The organism is Leucobacter chironomi DSM 19883, from assembly GCF_000421845.1.
Lineage (GTDB): Bacteria > Actinomycetota > Actinomycetes > Actinomycetales > Microbacteriaceae > Leucobacter > Leucobacter chironomi.
In genome coordinates this window covers 121,043-135,462 of record NZ_ATXU01000005.1, presented here as the reverse complement: position 1 = coordinate 135,462, position 14,420 = coordinate 121,043, and the positions used below count along the sequence as shown (strand labels likewise).

Below are 14,420 nucleotides of genomic sequence, written 5' to 3'. Positions count from 1 at the left end.
AAAGAGACACGAAGATGTTCGAACACCGAACCGAGACCCGGCGCAGGCTGCGCCGCGGCGGCGCTGCAGCCGTCGCCCTCGCCGCCGCGCTCGCCGCGAGCCTGCTCGCCGCCCCGACCGCTGCGACGGCCGCCCCCACCCCGCCCGTCATCGACGGGCTGAGCGAGGCGACCGCGGCGGCCTCCTGCTGGGAGATCAAGCAGACCACGCCCGCCGCGCCGAGCGGCATCTACTGGATCGCCACCCCCGCCATGGGCGGCGCGCAGCAGTTCTACTGCGACCAGGACCGCAACGGCGGCGGCTGGGTGCTCGTCGGGCGCGGCCGAGACGGCTGGGGGGTCGCGAACGCCGGATCCGGAACCCCCGAGCAGGTGCGCAGCACCGTCACCGGACCCGAGGCGTTCCTGCCGCGACAGCTGTCATCCGAGATCATCGGACAGCTCGCGAACAACACCCCCATCAAAGACCTGCCCGACGGCATCCGCCTCGTGCGGGCCACCAACCAGCAGGGCACCTCCTGGCAGGACCTCACCTTCACCCTGTCGAGCCCCCGCGCCGACTGGACCTGGCAGTTCAACAACAAGCAGCGCGTCGCCACCTACAAGATCGGCAACACCACCCGCAGCGGCGGTGAGACCGCCAACTTCGGCAGCGACAACTCCTACAACCGGGTGCGGATGGCCACCGGCAGCAACGAGGGCTGGAAGATGGGCTTCGGCTTCGGATCGCAGATCCGCGGCAACCCCTCCGCCACCAGCTACCTCTGGTCGAAAGACACCTCGACCGGCTACGCCAGGCCCTTCACCCAGGTCTTCATCAGGCCCAAGCTCATGAGCACCGAGGTCTACCAGCCGATCCCCGACACCGGCACCCCCGCCGTCACCACCACCTCGGTCGTCGACAGCTTCGCGCTGCCCCAGCCGTGGAGCGTCGCCGGCACCGGCAACGGCCCCAGCTCGATCGAGGGCAACAACGAGGTCGCCGCGTTCACCGAGGACAACGGCAAGGTCTACGTGGGCGGCAACTTCACCACGGTGCAGAAGACGGCGGCCGGCGGCAGCGCCCAGCAGCAGTCCTACCTCGCCGCGTTCAACCGCGACACGGGAGAGTGGGATCCCGGCTTCCGGCCCACCTTCAACAACGCGATCCGAGCGCTCGCAGCCCTCCCGGGCAACCGCATCGCCGTGGGCGGCTTCTTCACCGAGGTGAACGGGCAGCCCAGAAACGGCCTCGCCGTGCTCAACGGCACCACCGGGGAGCTCGACCCGCTGTTCACGGGCCGGCTCATCAACAAGCTGAGCGGCGGATTCCCGCTCGTCCGAGCGCTCGATGTGCAGGACGGCTGGCTCTACGTGGGCGGCTCCTTCACCCACGGCACCGGCGGCTCCACGAGCCAGGAGCGCTACATGCGAGCCGGCGGCCGCCTCTCGGTCACCGACGGCACCCCCGACCTCTGGAACCCCGAGTTCAACGGCACCGTGATGGCTGTCGACGCCTCACCGCGCGGCGACCGGGCCTACTTCGCCGGGTACTTCAGCCAGTCCCGCGGCCGCGACGCCGACAAGGCCGCCGCGCTGTCGTCGACGAGCACCGACCTCTTCACCTGGAACGTGCTCTTCTCGAACCGCACCGGCGGCAGAGCCGGCTATCAGCAGGCCGTCAAGGAGGTGGGCGATCGGGTGTGGCTCGGCGGCGCCGAGCACTCGCTCTTCAGCTACTCGCGCGACGACTTCTCGGTGCTGAGCACCACCATCGGCAACGCCGGCGGCGACTTCCAGGCGATCGCCGAGTACAACGGCGTCGTCTACGGCGGCTGCCACTGCTTCGAGACCCAGTACGAGGGAGAGACGCTGTGGCCGAACATCGGCACCGGCTGGACCTCGGCCAACGCGGTCTGGGGGACGGGCGCCTGGAGCGCGAGCACCGGTGAGCGGATCCCGCAGTTCAACGGCACCTTCAGCACCTACCGCGGAGCGGGCTCCTGGGCGCTGATGGTCGATTCGAACGGCACGCTCTGGCAGGGCGGCGACTGGTCGTACTCGACCAGGCCCGGCTACGTGCGGCAGTGGACGAGCGGCTTCACACGCCACGCCCAGCGCGACGTCACCGCACCGGCGACACCGGCCGGGCTCACGGCCATCGGCGACGTCTCGGCGGTCTCGCTGAGCTGGCCGGCGGCGACCGACAACACCGGCGTCACCGCGTACGAGGTGATGCGCGACGACAGGGTCGTCGCGACCGTCACCGGCACGAGCGCCGAACTGCCGCCCGCGGCCTCGGGCGCGAAGTACTTCGTGCGCGCCGTCGACGCCGCAGGCAACAAGTCGGCCTCGACCGCGGCCGTGCTCGCGCAGGAGCCGCCGGAGACGCCGGACACCGTCAACTACATCAACTCGGGAGACGAGTGGTCGTACCTCTTCAACGCGGCGGGACCGGGAGCCGGGTGGACCGGCATCGGCTACGACGCGTCGGCCTGGACGACGGGCGCCGCACCGTTCGGGTGGGGCCACGCCGGACTCGCGACGACGCTGTCGGCGCCGAGCCCCGTACCGCTCGCCTCGTTCTACCGGAAGTCGTTCGAGGTCGCCGACGCGACCCTCGTCGACTCGATGGAGATCACCACCCGCGCCGATGACGGCGTCGTGGTCTACGTCAACGGCACCGAGGTCGGACGGCAGAACGTGTCGGCCAATCCGGCCGGTGTGAACAGCTACGCGACGAGCTCTCCCAACGCGGCGACCGCGCTCGCGAACCCGGTGACGATCACCGTGCCGGGCGAGCTGCTGGTGACGGGCACCAACGTGGTCTCCGTATCGATGCACTCCGGCTACCGAACGACGCCCAGCCACAGCTTCGACCTGCAAGCGGTCGGCACGCTGAGCGCCGAACCGGTGCGCAACGAGACGGTCTCCTACGTGAGCCCGGCCTCCGAGTGGGTGTACCTCTACAACGCGGCAGGCCCGAGCGGCGACTGGACCAGCCTCGGCGCAGACACCGCAGGCTGGTCGACCGGAGCCGCACCCTTCGGGTGGGGTCACGCCGGGATCGCGACGCCGCTGTCGGCGCCGGCTCCGATGCCGTACGCGTCGTTCTACCGCCGGGCCTTCGAGGTGGCAGACGCGACGAGAGTCGAGTCGATGCAGATCACCACGCGGGCAGACGACGGCATCGTGGTCTACGTCAACGGCACCGAGGTCGGACGGCAGAACGTGTCGGCCAACCCGGCAGGCGTGAACAACTACGCGACCGCCTCGCCGAACGCCGCCTCCGCCCTCGCGAACCCGGTGACGATCACCGTGCCGGGCGAGCTGCTCGTCACCGGCACGAACGTGATCGCCGTGTCCGTGCACTCGGGCTACCGCACGACGCCGAGCCACAGCTTCGAGCTGCAGGCCATCGGCACCGTGAGCCCGACCCCGCTGCGGGCGGCGGCTGCGCCGCCCGCACTGCTCGAAGCACCGGCCGAGGCGCCCCTCGAAGCGCCCGCCGATCCCGCGCCCGCACCGCAGGCCGAGACTCCGAGCACCCCCGCCCCTCAGGTGACCCCATCGCCCGAGGAGACAGAGGATCCCGCCGCACCTTCCCCGGCCGTTCCCCCGGCTGCAGGCGGGTCCTCGCCCGAGGGCGGTGGGCGATTCATGATCGCCCCCGCCCCCGCGGTTCCCGAAGAGGAGTGAGATCATGCTCGACCGCAGCCCGCGCGCATACCGCGAGAACATCGCCACACTGCAGCACGCGCAGAAGAGCGGCGCCGGGGTGCCCGCCTACATGCGCTGGGTCAACCGGTGGCTCGGGCGGCGCATCGCGGCCGCCGCGGCTGCGGTCGGGCTCACTCCCAACGGGGTGACCGCGATCAGCGCCCTCTGCTCGCTCGCCGGGCTCGTGCTGCTCGTGGTCGCCGAGCCCCGGGTCGGCACCGGCATCGCCGTGGCCCTGCTGCTCGCGCTCGGCTTCGCCTGCGACTCGGCCGACGGCCAGCTCGCCCGCCTCACCGGGGCGGGCGGGCCTGCCGGGGAGTGGATGGATCACGTCGTCGACGCGATCCGCACCCCGCTCACCCACGTCGCGGTGGCGGTGGCCCTCGTGGTGCACCGGCCCGACCTGACGTGGGCGGCCGGGGTCGCCCTCGCCTACGCCGTGGTCTCGGCAGGGCAGTTCATGAGCCAGATCCTCGCCGAGCAGCTGGTGCGCCAGCGCGGCGGGGAGGATCCGGAGCCCTCCGGCGTGCGAAAGTCGATCGCGCTCATCCCCACCGACACCGGCACGCTCTGCTGGAGCTTCGCGCTGTGGGGCGCGCCCCTGCTGTTCGTACCCGTCTACCTCGTGCTGTTCGCGGTGAACGCCGTGTACGCCGTGGTGTCGATGCGGCGCAAGTACCGCAAGCTGCGCGCGCTCTGATCGCCGCACCTCGGGCGCCCGGGCTCCGGTCCGGGCGCCCGTCCGTGCGCCCGGCGCCCCGGGTTGCGCGCCCGGCGCCCCGGGTTGCGCGCCCGGCGCCCCGGGTTGCGCGCCCGGCGCCCCGGGTGCGCGCCCGGCGCCCCGGTCACTCCTCGGAGACGAAGCCCACCACCGGGGTGCCGGCGCGGCGCGCCTCCTGCGTGATCCAGCGCACATCCTCGACCAGAGCCGTGCGCCGAGAGCAGAGCACGAGCACCGCCGTCGCCTCGCGCAGCATCGCGAGCCCGTCGGCGCGACTCGCGGCCGCGTCGACGCGCTCGAACTGCACCGATCCGTCCGAGATCGTCTCGAGGCGCTGCAGCGCGCGAGACTCCTGCTCGCTCCTGCGCGCGTCGAACACCAGAACAGGGCCCGCCGTCGCCGCGGCGTCGCTGCGCAGGCGCTCGAACACGACCCGCATCTGCTCGTGCGCGTCGTCATCGGAGACCTCCCCCCGTCGCGGGTCGAGATCGGCGAGCATGGGCGCGCCCAGCGCGTCGGCGACATCGGAGGGAGACCGCAGCCGCCGGTCGAAGGGGTTGCGTGCGAAGGCGGCGATGATCCCGAGCACCAGTCCGCCAGCGAGCCCGGTCGCGAGCGTCATCCTCGTCGACGGGCTCTCCTCGAGGTCGCTGTCGCGGGCCGAGGTGAGCACGATGCCGCCCGTCGTGTCGACGTTGGAGAGGGCATTGCGCTGCGACAGCAGACTGTCGAGCTCGACCTGGATCTGCTGCTGCTGCGAGACCGCCTGCGCGTAGTCGGTCGTGCCCGGTTCGGCCGAGACGAGCTCGCGGTTGGCCTGCAGCAGCGCCTCGTTGAGCTTCTCGACGCGGGTGTTCATGCTCGTCAGCATGGTGTCGATGCGCTGCTGCGCCTGATCGCTGCGGAACTCCAGGTAGGCCTGCGCGATCGCATCGGCGCCGCGCACCGCCTCCCGCGCGGTCGGAGCGGTGAACGCGACGCGCACCACCGAGGCGCCCCCGGAGGAGGAGACCCGCGACGAGGCGCGCACCTGCGAAGCCGTGAACGCACCGCCCAGCAGTTCGGCCGCGCCCTCGGCGACCACGTGCGAGCTCGCGATGTCGGCCTCGGTCGCGGCGTCCAGCAGCCCCGACGCGGGCCGCTGCTGGTTGAACGGCTCCGTGGTGATGACGTTGAGGTTGACCGCGGTGGTCGCGGTGACGGTGTGCGGGGCGACCAGCAGGTAGGCGCCCGCTGCGACCACGCCCGCGAGCACCCCGGCGAGCGCGATCCAGCGCTGCCGGCGGAGCACGGAGAGGTACCGCGAGATCCCGAGGGTCTGATCGTTCGCTGCGCTGCCGCCCATTGACGCTCCGCCTCCTTCGGCAGGGGAACTCGTGAACGGAAACGCCCGAGAACCCGGTGGTGTGCTTATCCTAAAGGAAAGCAGGGGAATGAGAAGAGCATGCGATCAGGGGGCGTGACAGTGGACGGGGCGGCCGTCGAACGCGCTGCGCTGCCGAGATGGCCCCTCACTGCGATGATCGTCTGGTTCCCGCTCTGGTGGGTGCTGGGCGTCGCCGAGATGGCGTGGATCCCGCTCGCGGGCTGCATGCTGGTGCTGATGATCCGGCGGGGCGGGATCCGCGCGCCCCGCGGCTTCGGGATCTGGCTGCTGTTCCTCGTGCTCATGCTCGTCTCGGTGATCGGCATCGACACGAGCGGGCGCCTCGTCGGCTTCGTCTACCGCGCGATGCTCTACCTCGTGGTGACGCTCGTGTTCGTGTACGTCTACAACGCCCGCGAGCGGCTCACGATGCGCTACGTGCTGGGCGTCTTCACCGCGTTCTGGGTCTACACCTGGCTGGGGGGCTACGCGGGAGTGTTCTTCCCGGAGTTCTCGTTCAGGTCGCCGCTCGGCTACATCCTGCCGCCGTCGCTGCTGCAGAACGAGCTGATCGACGAGATGGCCGTGCGGCGCACCGCGCAGTACAACCCCGACGGGTGGCTCGAACTCGCGCCGCGGCCGTCGGCGCCCTTCCTGTACACGAACGCCTGGGGCAACGTGTACTCGGTCACCCTGCCGATCGCGATCGCCTACCTCGACGTGGTGCGCCGAGGGTGGCGGTTCTGGTGCGTGCTCATCGCCGTTCCGGTGTCGCTGGTGCCCGCGATCCTCTCCCTCAACCGGGGCATGTTCATCGGGCTCGTGGTGGCTGGCGCCTACTGCTTCGTGCGCTTCATCATGGCTGGCCGCACGCGCGAGGTGCTATCGCTCGGCGCGCTCGGCCTGCTCGGCGTGGGACTCGCAGTGGGGCTCGACCTGTTCTCGCGGCTCTCCGACCGCGTGGAGGTGAGCGCGTCGACGACGACCCGCTCCACCCTCTACGAGGAGACCTGGGTGCGCACCCTCGACTCGCCGTTCTTCGGCTACGGCGCTCCGCGGCCCTCGTACACCTCGCCGCCCGCAGTGGGCACGCAGGGGCACGTCTGGATGGTGATGTTCTCGCACGGGCTGCCCGCACTGCTCTGCTTCATGCTCGCGCTCGTCTGGCTCGTGGTCGCCACTGCGCGATGGCAGGGCCCCGTCGTGCTCGTGCTGCACACGGTGCAGCTGGTGACGCTCGTCGAGAGCACCTACTACGGCCTGCTGCCGAACGGGCTGATCGTCTCCTTCGCCGTCGCGGCGCTCGCGCTGCGGGAACGCGACGACGGCGAGCGGGCCGGGCCGGGATCGCGCGATCCCGTGCACCGCGCCGAGCCCGGGGCGGGTGCGGCCCGGCGATCCGCCGCACCCCACGCGCAGCTTACGTAGTTCCCGCCGATGCGCCGCCGGGGGTGCCGAACTTACGCTGACGTGAAGCGCACGGTTCGCAAGGGGGCGGCCGGCGCCGGCGAAGGGGAGCACCATGACGCGCATCGGCTATGCAGCGGGAGCATTCGACCTGTTTCACATCGGCCACCTGAACCTGCTGCGGCATGCGAAGCAGCAGTGCGACTACCTCGTCGCGGGAGTGGTGAGCGACGAGATGCTGCGCGAGGTGAAGGGCAGCGAACCCGTGATCCCCACGGCCGAGCGCGAGGAGATCGTGCGCCACATCGACTTCGTCGACGAGGTCTACGTGGAGCGCGTGCCCGACAAGCTCGAGGTGTGGCGCGAGGTGCGCTTCACCCACTTCTTCAAGGGCGACGACTGGCGGGGCACCGAGAAGGGCCTGCAGCTCGAACGCCGCTTCGCGGCGGTGGGCGTCGAGGTCGTCTACTTCCCGTACACGGCGCACACGTCGAGCACCGCGCTGCGGCGCGCCCTCGAACTGCTCGAGACGCCGGCCGCGCGCTTCGACACCGCCCCCGTCGCCGTGCTGCAGGGCTAGCCTTCGCTCACTGAGACGGCCTATTCGTGTCGAGTCGGCCTGCTTCTCGCGCGAATCGTAGGCCGACTCGGTACGAACAGGCCGACTGAACGGGCGTGGGGCGGGGCGGGCGCTTGGCGCTCACCCCTGGGGGAGCCCGGAGCCCGGGGTGCGGGTCGCCGCGTACTCGTTCAGGGTGCCGTTCTGGAACGCGGCTTGCACCTTCGCCATCTCGGCCCAGTCGGGGAGCACGATCGACTGCCCGTCGGCCGAGGTGCCCGTGCCGAGTGTGGGGCTCGTGAAGAACTCGATGTCGTCGCTGCGCAGATCGCGCATATCGTAGCCGAGGGCCACGGCAGTGCCGAGATCGAGGCCTTCGTCGAGGATGAGGTGGGGTTTCAACGCCTGGAAAGTGTCGACGAGCCGCCCGGGGCTGCGCAGCGTCTCGGAGCTCATCACCTTCTGGGCGAGCGCCTTGAGGTAGGCCTGCTGGTTGCGCGCCCGCTGGTAGTCGCCGTCGACGAAGGAGTAGCGCTCGCGAACGAAGCCGAGGGCCCGCTCGCCGTCGAGGGCGACCTCGCCCGCGGCGAAGTCGAAGCCGCCGTGCGTGGACGTGAAGGCGACGTCGTTGTGCACGGTCACCCCGCCCACGGCGTCGGTGAGCCCCTTGAACGACTCGAAGTCGATGAGCGCGACGTGGTCGATGCGCGCCCCGATGAAGTTCTCGACGGTGTTGACCGCGAGCGGCAGCCCGCCGAAGGCGACGGCCGCGTTGATCTTCGCCTCGCCGTGGCCCTGGATCTCGACCCAGTTGTCGCGCATGATCGACATGACCGTGAGGTGCTGACGGTCGGGCGAGATCTGCGCCACCATGATGGCGTCGCTGCGGAAGCCCCGGAGGTCTTCGGCCGACGCAGCCGGGTCGGTGGTCTCGCGCGAGTCGGAGCCGAGCAGCAGGATGTTGATCGGCGCCTGCTCGCCCGGCGCGGGCTGCACCGCCGCGGGTCGTTCGAGGGCGGGATCCTGCTCGATGCTCACCCGTTGCACTTCGTTGTAGGTGCTTGCGAGCAGTGCGTATGCGACGCCCGCGGCGATGCCGAGCAGCACCACGAGCACGCCGAGGGCGATGAGCGTGTTGCGCAGGCCGCGGCGCATGCGGCGGGGCGCGGCACCCGTGCGGCCCGGAGCTGACGATGCGGGGGTTCGATCGTCGGTCATGGCCTGCTCCTCGGGTGTCAGCGGGCGCCGGGTGAGCGGGTCCGACTACCTCGGCGAACCCACCACCGGGAAGGTGCCGGTGGGCGTCTCACCCTCATCGTAAACCGTGGCGGGCGGGCCGATGATCTTCGAATCCGGATTGCCGACGAGCTTCACGTCTTTGTTGGGGTAGTCGAAGCGCGAGAGCACCCAGCGCATGGCCTCCAGGCGGGCCCGCTTCTTGTCGTTCGACTTCACGACGGTCCAGGGGGCGTGCGGCGTATCAGTGTAGAAGAACATCGCCTCCTTCGCGGCGGTGTAGTCGTCCCACTTGTCGAGCGAGGCGAGGTCGGTGGGCGACAGCTTCCACTGCTTCACCTCGTCGGAGGAGCGTGAGACGAAGCGCTCGTGCTGCTCGGCTTTGCCCACCGAGAACCAGAACTTGACGAGGTGTACGCCCGAGTTCACGAGCATGCGCTCGAACTCCGGGGCGGATCGGGTGAACTCGAGGTACTGCTGCGGCGTGCAGTAGCCCATGACCCGCTCGACCCCGGCCCGGTTGTACCAGGACCTGTCGAACATCACGATCTCGCCCGCCGACGGCAGATGCGCCGCGTAGCGCTGGAAGTACCACTGCGTCTGCTCGCGCTCGGTGGGGATCTCCAGCGCCACCACCCGCGCGCCGCGGGGGTTCATATGCTCGGTGAAGCGTTTGATGGCGCCGCCCTTGCCGGCGGCATCGCGGCCCTCGAAGAGGATCACGATCTTCTGGCCGGTCTCTTTCACCCAGGCCTGCAGCTTGAGCAACTCGATCTGCAGTTTGCGCTTCTCGCGCTCGTAAGCGCGACGGGAGATCTTCACGTCGTAGGGGTAGCCCTGCCGCCACGGCGCATCCGGGCCGTCGTCGAGCTTCGGAGCGCGGCCCTTGCGCCGCAGCTCGGCGATCTCGTCGATCTCGGGCGTGACGTCGATCTGGCCGGGAGCGGCCATCTCGAAGGTGTCGTCTGCGGGCGCGTGTTCGGGGCCGTTGACCATGTGATTCCTTCGGTTCGAGTGGATCAGCGCGGGCGCACTTCCCAGTCTACGGCGGGCATGGTCCGCTCACAGCAAGCCCCGAGGACACCTCCAACGCGGCGCCCCTCAGCGACCCGTCATTTGTGAGGGAGCCGCAACACCGCTGCGCCGTGAAGCTCAGCGCCGCAGACTCGCAGCACCGTCAGCGCACGAGTCGGGCGATTGCGGCGGAGGCCTCGTGCAGCTTCTCGGCCGCCACCTCGCCGCCCTCCGCGGCGGCTGAGGCGACGCAGTGCGCGAGGTGGTCGTCGAGCAGTGCGAGCGCCACCCGTTCGAGCGCCTTCGTCGCCGCCGACACCTGCGTCAGGATGTCGATGCAGTACTCGTCGTTCTCGACCATGCGGTGCACGCCGCGCACCTGGCCCTCGGCGCGCCGCAGCCGCTTCAGCAGATCGTCCTTGTGGTCGATGTAGCCGTGGGTGTCGTGCTCGCAGGAGGCGTCGGTCGCTTCGCTCATGCGAGAACCCTACACGTCGTCCCGCGGAGGATCCGCGGAGGGCGATCCGCGCCCCGACCGCAACCGCGACACCCCGCCCACCACGAGCACCAGCACCGCAACCCAGATGGCGCCGTAGATGACCGACTCCTGGGGCGAGATCCGCTCGCCGTTCAGCAGCGACGCGATCATGAGCAGTGCCGGCTCGAGATAGCTGAGCAGGCCGAACAGGCTCATCGTGAGCAGGCGCGAGGCCGCGAGGTAGCACATCAGGGCGACGCCCGAGGCGATCGCGAACACCGGGGCGGCCCACCACAGCGCAGGATTCGCGGCCGTGGCGGATCCATCGGCGATCTCGATCACCAGCATGACGACCGCGACGGGGGCGAGCGCCAGGAACTCCCAGAACATGCCGCCCAGGTGGCCGATTCCGAGCGCACGACGCAGCACGAAATAGACGGGATAGCCGAGCGCCACGAGCAGTGTCTCCCACGACACTCCGCCCACCCGGACCAGCTCGAAGACGACGCCCGCGGCGGCGCAGGCGGGGGCGAGCCACTGCCACCAGGCCAGCCGGTCACGATAGAGGACGCGGCCCACCACCACGAGCACGAGCGGCAGCAGGAAGTATCCGAGGGCCACCTGCAGGCCGCGCCCGTGCAGCGGGGCCCAGCTGAACACCCACAGCTGCGCGGCGACGAGCACGCCGCAGACGAGGATCCCGAGCGCCAGCACCGGGGATCGCCGGATGCGCCGCCCCACCTCGGTGATGAGGTGCCACTGCCGGATGGCGAGCAGCGCCACCGCGATCACCGGGATCGTGATGAGGTTGCGGATGCCCCAGATCGCCTCGGCCGACGCCGGAGCGAGCAGCGGCGTGACGAAGTAGATGCCGCCGAAGAGCACCGACGAGGCGACAGAGACGAGGACGCCGCGACCGCCCGAGCCGAGCGGGCCCGGGCGGAGCGGGCGGCTCAATCCGCGAGGTCGATTGCGCCGATGATCTCGCCGTAGGGCGTCTCTCCGATCGGCGTGAAGCCCATGTGCAGGAAGAAGCCCTCGGGGCCGTCATCGCCGGGCTCCCACAGCACGGTGAGACGGCCGACGCCGCGCCGGCGCGCCTCTTCGACGAGCGCGTTCACCGCGAAGGCGCCGACGCCCATGCCCTGCGCCTCGGCGTCGACGTTGATGCGCCAGAGCGCGGCGCGGAACTCCTCCTGCGGAGCATCCGGATCGAAGTTTCCGTGCACGAAGCCGACGACGCGGTCGGCGTCGAGAACGACGCGCTGCCAGGCGGTGTGCACCGGCGTGACGGCCGCCGCTGCGGCGTACGAGACCGGGGTGATGAACTGCTCTTGGCCCGGCTTCAGGCCGAGCGTGTTCACGGCCACGATGGTCGCGGCGGACAGTTCTTCGAGTCTCAGAGCGCTCATGAACCCAGGCTAGCGCCTCCGGCCTTCGCTGGCGAGCGCGGCTCCGACCGCGGCCGCCGAGGAGTCGGCGGCGAGCAGTTCGACCCGGCCCGAGAGATCGAGCATCCCGAGGAAGGGCGACTGCGCGGCCCAGCCGTCGAGCGTCTCGCGGATGCCGTCAAGCAGCCGCGAACCCAGGAAGCGCAGGCCCCCGCCGATGATCACGGTGTGCGGATCGAGCGTCAGCGACAGCAGCCGCACGCAGCTCGCCGCACCGCGCACCAGCTGCTCGAAAGCGTGCACGGCCTCGACATCGCCGGCATCGACCGCGGCGAGCAGCACCCTCCCCGGGTGGTCCCCGCCGGCAGGCCAGTACCGCTTCAGCGCCGAACCGCTCGCGACCGTCTCGATGCAGCCGCGCTGCCCGCACGGGCAGGGGCGCTCGAGCGGGTCGACGGGCAGATGACCGATCTCCCCGGCGACGCCTTGCGCGCCCCTGACCGGAGCGCCGTCGATCACGAGGCCCGCCGCGAGCCCTGTGCCGAGATTCAGGTAGGCCACCACCCCGTCGAGGCGCATGAGATGGGCGGCGCCGATCGCCGCCGCGGTGACGTCGTTGTCGAGCGCCACCGGCAGCCCCGTGGCGTCGGCGAGCCGCCCCGCCAGCGGCAGCCACGCGAGGCCGAGGTTGTACGCGTTGTGCACCTCGCCGTGCTCGCGGTCGATGCGGCCGGGGATCCCGACTCCCACCGACGCGAACTCGGCGACCGCGCACCCCGTCTGCTCGGAGAGCATCGCGATCACGCGCTCCGCCGTGCCGACCACGCCGTCCGGGCCCCCAACCGTCGCGATCCGGGCCACCGCCACGACCGTGCCGTCGCGGTCGAGGGCCACCGCCTCGGTCTTGGTGCCGCCGATGTCCATGCCGATCCGCAGGGCGCCGTTCATGCCGCACCTCCCGCCTTCTTCGAAGCGCCCGACCGGGTGCCGGTGCACTGCGTCACGCAGGGGCTCGGCACGATCCTCGAGGCGCGGCAGCTGCTGCTCGTGGTGCAGGGCGAGGGCAAGGCCGAGGCCGTGGCGCAGATGATCGAGGGGCCTCTCGCGAGCATCTGCCCCGCGAGCGCGCTGCAACTGCACCCCGATGCGGTCGTGGTGATCGACCGGGCCGCAGCGTCGCAGCTGCGGTTCTACGACTACTACGAGTACGTGCAGGAGCAGCTGCCGGAGGGCTCGGCGTGACGAGCGCGCCGTCGGGCACCGGCCTTGTCGCCGCTGCACGCGTGGTGACGGCCTCGGCCGTGCACGAGCCGGGCTGGGTGGCGTTCGAGCGCGGCAGGGTCACGGGAGTCGGCGGCGGTCGCCCGCCCGTGCCCGCCGACTGCGATCTCGGCGACGCCGTGCTCGTGCCCGGCTTCGTCGATGTGCACGTGCACGGCGGCGGAGGGGCGGGCTACACCGACGGCTCAGCGGAGCTCGCGCGGCGGGCGCGCGCGGCGCATCTCGCGCACGGCACGACGACGAGCCTTGCGAGTCTCGTGACCGACACCCCCGCGCGGTTGCTCGAGGGTGTGCGGATGCTCGCCGGCCTCGTCGCGGCAGGCGAACTGCGTGGGATCCATCTCGAGGGCCCGTGGCTGAGCCCCGAGCGCGCGGGGGCGCACGATCCCGCGCTGCTGCGCGAGCCGGATCCCGCGGAGATCGACGCGCTGCTGCGCGCGGGCTCGCTCGCGGGCCAGCTTGCGGATCCGCACGCGGATCAGGGCGCGGGTCGAGCAGCGAAGCCGCGCCCAGAGGCGGTGGCGGGCGGCGGATCCGGATCCGCGCCCCACAACGCGATCGCGATGGTCACGATCGCACCCGAGCTGCCCGGTGCGATGGACGCCATCGAGCGGTTCGTGCGCGCGGGGGTGGTGGTCGCCATCGGGCACACCGACGCCGACTACGACTGCGTCCTCCGCGCGATCGACGCCGGCGCCACGGTGGCCACCCACCTCTTCAACGCGATGCGCCCGCTGCACCACCGTGAGCCGGGTTCGGTGCTCGCGCTGCTCGAGGATCCGCGGGTCGCTGTCGAGCTGATCGCCGACGGCACGCACCTGCATACCGCGCTCGCGCGGTGGGCGGCCGCCCACGGGGGCACCGGACGGGCGATGCTCGTGACCGACGCGATGGGGGCCGCCGCGTGCGGTGACGGCGCCTACCGTCTGGGGGCGCTCGACGTCGAGGTCTCGGGCGGTGTCGCGCGCGTGGCGGGCATCGGCACGATCGCCGGGAGCACCGCCACTATGGACGGGCTGTTCCGCGACTGGGTCGAGGGCGCGGCGGCCGGCCGGCACGATGCGCTGCGGGAGGCGGTGCGTTTGACGGCCGCGAACCCGGCACGGGCGATGGGCTGGGGCGACGTGGGCGATCTCGCCGTCGGCCGGCGCATGGACGCCGTCGTGCTCGATCCCGATCTGCGCGTCACCGGGGTGATCCGCGGCGGCCGGACCCCCGATATATCTCGATGTCGAGATATCCCAGCCGCTCTCGGGTAGGATGGGCGGC

Annotated in this window: 13 protein-coding genes; 6 read left to right on the top strand and 7 right to left on the bottom strand. The window is 71.2% G+C overall.

What is annotated here, in order from left to right; all coding sequences use genetic code 11:
• Positions 1-14 precede the first annotated feature (14 nt).
• Both H629_RS0106885 and H629_RS0106880 read left to right on the top strand, forming a co-directional pair.
• Positions 15-3,677 (top strand): fibrinogen-like YCDxxxxGGGW domain-containing protein, encoded by a 3,663-nt coding sequence (locus tag H629_RS0106885; RefSeq protein ID WP_024356557.1) that lies wholly within the window; start codon positions 15-17, stop codon positions 3,675-3,677.
• A gap of 4 nt (positions 3,678-3,681) precedes the next feature.
• Complete coding sequence (locus H629_RS0106880) at positions 3,682-4,398, top strand: CDP-alcohol phosphatidyltransferase family protein (RefSeq protein WP_024356556.1); 717 nt, start codon at positions 3,682-3,684, stop codon at positions 4,396-4,398.
• 145 nt (positions 4,399-4,543) lie between these two features.
• On the opposite strand, the gene H629_RS0106875 is transcribed toward H629_RS0106880, so the two are convergent.
• A complete protein-coding gene (locus H629_RS0106875) occupies positions 4,544-5,764 on the bottom strand; it encodes a YveK family protein (protein WP_024356555.1) in 1,221 nt (406 codons plus the stop codon).
• A gap of 174 nt (positions 5,765-5,938) precedes the next feature.
• Between H629_RS0106875 and H629_RS0106870 the strand changes: the two genes are divergently transcribed.
• Together H629_RS0106870 and H629_RS0106865 are read left to right on the top strand one after the other, a co-directional pair.
• The gene (locus H629_RS0106870; protein WP_205618693.1) at positions 5,939-7,213 is read left to right on the top strand and encodes an O-antigen ligase family protein; all 1,275 of its coding nucleotides are present in this window, start codon (positions 5,939-5,941) and stop codon (positions 7,211-7,213) included.
• Between the two features lie 94 nt (positions 7,214-7,307).
• Positions 7,308-7,772, top strand: coding sequence for an FAD synthase family protein (locus H629_RS0106865; RefSeq protein WP_024356553.1), 465 nt, complete (start codon positions 7,308-7,310; stop codon positions 7,770-7,772).
• A gap of 120 nt (positions 7,773-7,892) precedes the next feature.
• Here H629_RS0106865 and H629_RS0106860 read toward each other — a convergent pair whose 3' ends face one another.
• From H629_RS0106860 to H629_RS0106835, 6 genes are all read right to left on the bottom strand, one after another.
• On the bottom strand, positions 7,893-8,969 hold the full coding sequence (locus H629_RS0106860; protein ID WP_024356552.1) for an LCP family protein: 1,077 nt from the start codon (positions 8,967-8,969) through the stop codon (positions 7,893-7,895).
• Positions 8,970-9,014: 45 nt separating this feature from the next.
• The gene (gene ppk2, locus H629_RS0106855; protein ID WP_024356551.1) at positions 9,015-9,983 is read right to left on the bottom strand and encodes a polyphosphate kinase 2; all 969 of its coding nucleotides are present in this window, start codon (positions 9,981-9,983) and stop codon (positions 9,015-9,017) included.
• 181 nt (positions 9,984-10,164) lie between these two features.
• Complete coding sequence (locus tag H629_RS0106850) at positions 10,165-10,479, bottom strand: metal-sensitive transcriptional regulator (RefSeq protein ID WP_024356550.1); 315 nt, start codon at positions 10,477-10,479, stop codon at positions 10,165-10,167.
• Positions 10,480-10,488: 9 nt separating this feature from the next.
• A complete protein-coding gene (gene rarD / locus H629_RS0106845; protein ID WP_024356549.1) occupies positions 10,489-11,436 on the bottom strand; it encodes an EamA family transporter RarD in 948 nt (315 codons plus the stop codon).
• Positions 11,433-11,891, bottom strand: a complete 459-nt coding sequence (locus tag H629_RS0106840; RefSeq protein ID WP_024356548.1) for a GNAT family N-acetyltransferase — start codon at positions 11,889-11,891, stop codon at positions 11,433-11,435. Before H629_RS0106840 ends, rarD begins: the two co-directional genes overlap by 4 nt.
• 9 nt (positions 11,892-11,900) lie before the next feature.
• Complete coding sequence (locus H629_RS0106835; protein ID WP_024356547.1) at positions 11,901-12,818, bottom strand: ROK family protein; 918 nt, start codon at positions 12,816-12,818, stop codon at positions 11,901-11,903.
• Between the two features lie 42 nt (positions 12,819-12,860).
• On the opposite strand from H629_RS0106835, the gene H629_RS0106830 reads away from it, so the two are divergent.
• Both H629_RS0106830 and nagA read left to right on the top strand, forming a co-directional pair.
• Positions 12,861-13,112: a sugar phosphate isomerase family gene (locus H629_RS0106830; RefSeq protein ID WP_205618692.1), complete on the top strand. Its 252-nt coding sequence runs from the start codon at positions 12,861-12,863 to the stop codon at positions 13,110-13,112.
• Positions 13,109-14,410, top strand: coding sequence for an N-acetylglucosamine-6-phosphate deacetylase (gene nagA / locus H629_RS0106825; RefSeq protein ID WP_024356545.1), 1,302 nt, complete (start codon positions 13,109-13,111; stop codon positions 14,408-14,410). The genes H629_RS0106830 and nagA overlap by 4 nt, the downstream gene beginning before the upstream one ends.
• Positions 14,411-14,420 lie beyond the last annotated feature (10 nt).

What these genes read in the sequence shown, in the direction of transcription:
- H629_RS0106885 (WP_024356557.1), top strand. Translation starts at nt 15, where the DNA reads ATGTTCGAACACCGAACCGAGACCCGGCGCAGGCTGCGCCGCGGCGGC.
- H629_RS0106880 (WP_024356556.1), top strand. Translation starts at nt 3,682, where the DNA reads ATGCTCGACCGCAGCCCGCGCGCATACCGCGAGAACATCGCCACACTG.
- H629_RS0106875 (WP_024356555.1), bottom strand. Translation starts at nt 5,764, where the DNA reads ATGGGCGGCAGCGCAGCGAACGATCAGACCCTCGGGATCTCGCGGTAC.
- H629_RS0106870 (WP_205618693.1), top strand. Translation starts at nt 5,939, where the DNA reads ATGATCGTCTGGTTCCCGCTCTGGTGGGTGCTGGGCGTCGCCGAGATG.
- H629_RS0106865 (WP_024356553.1), top strand. Translation starts at nt 7,308, where the DNA reads ATGACGCGCATCGGCTATGCAGCGGGAGCATTCGACCTGTTTCACATC.
- H629_RS0106860 (WP_024356552.1), bottom strand. Translation starts at nt 8,969, where the DNA reads ATGACCGACGATCGAACCCCCGCATCGTCAGCTCCGGGCCGCACGGGT.
- ppk2 (WP_024356551.1), bottom strand. Translation starts at nt 9,983, where the DNA reads ATGGTCAACGGCCCCGAACACGCGCCCGCAGACGACACCTTCGAGATG.
- H629_RS0106850 (WP_024356550.1), bottom strand. Translation starts at nt 10,479, where the DNA reads ATGAGCGAAGCGACCGACGCCTCCTGCGAGCACGACACCCACGGCTAC.
- H629_RS0106840 (WP_024356548.1), bottom strand. Translation starts at nt 11,891, where the DNA reads ATGAGCGCTCTGAGACTCGAAGAACTGTCCGCCGCGACCATCGTGGCC.
- H629_RS0106835 (WP_024356547.1), bottom strand. Translation starts at nt 12,818, where the DNA reads ATGAACGGCGCCCTGCGGATCGGCATGGACATCGGCGGCACCAAGACC.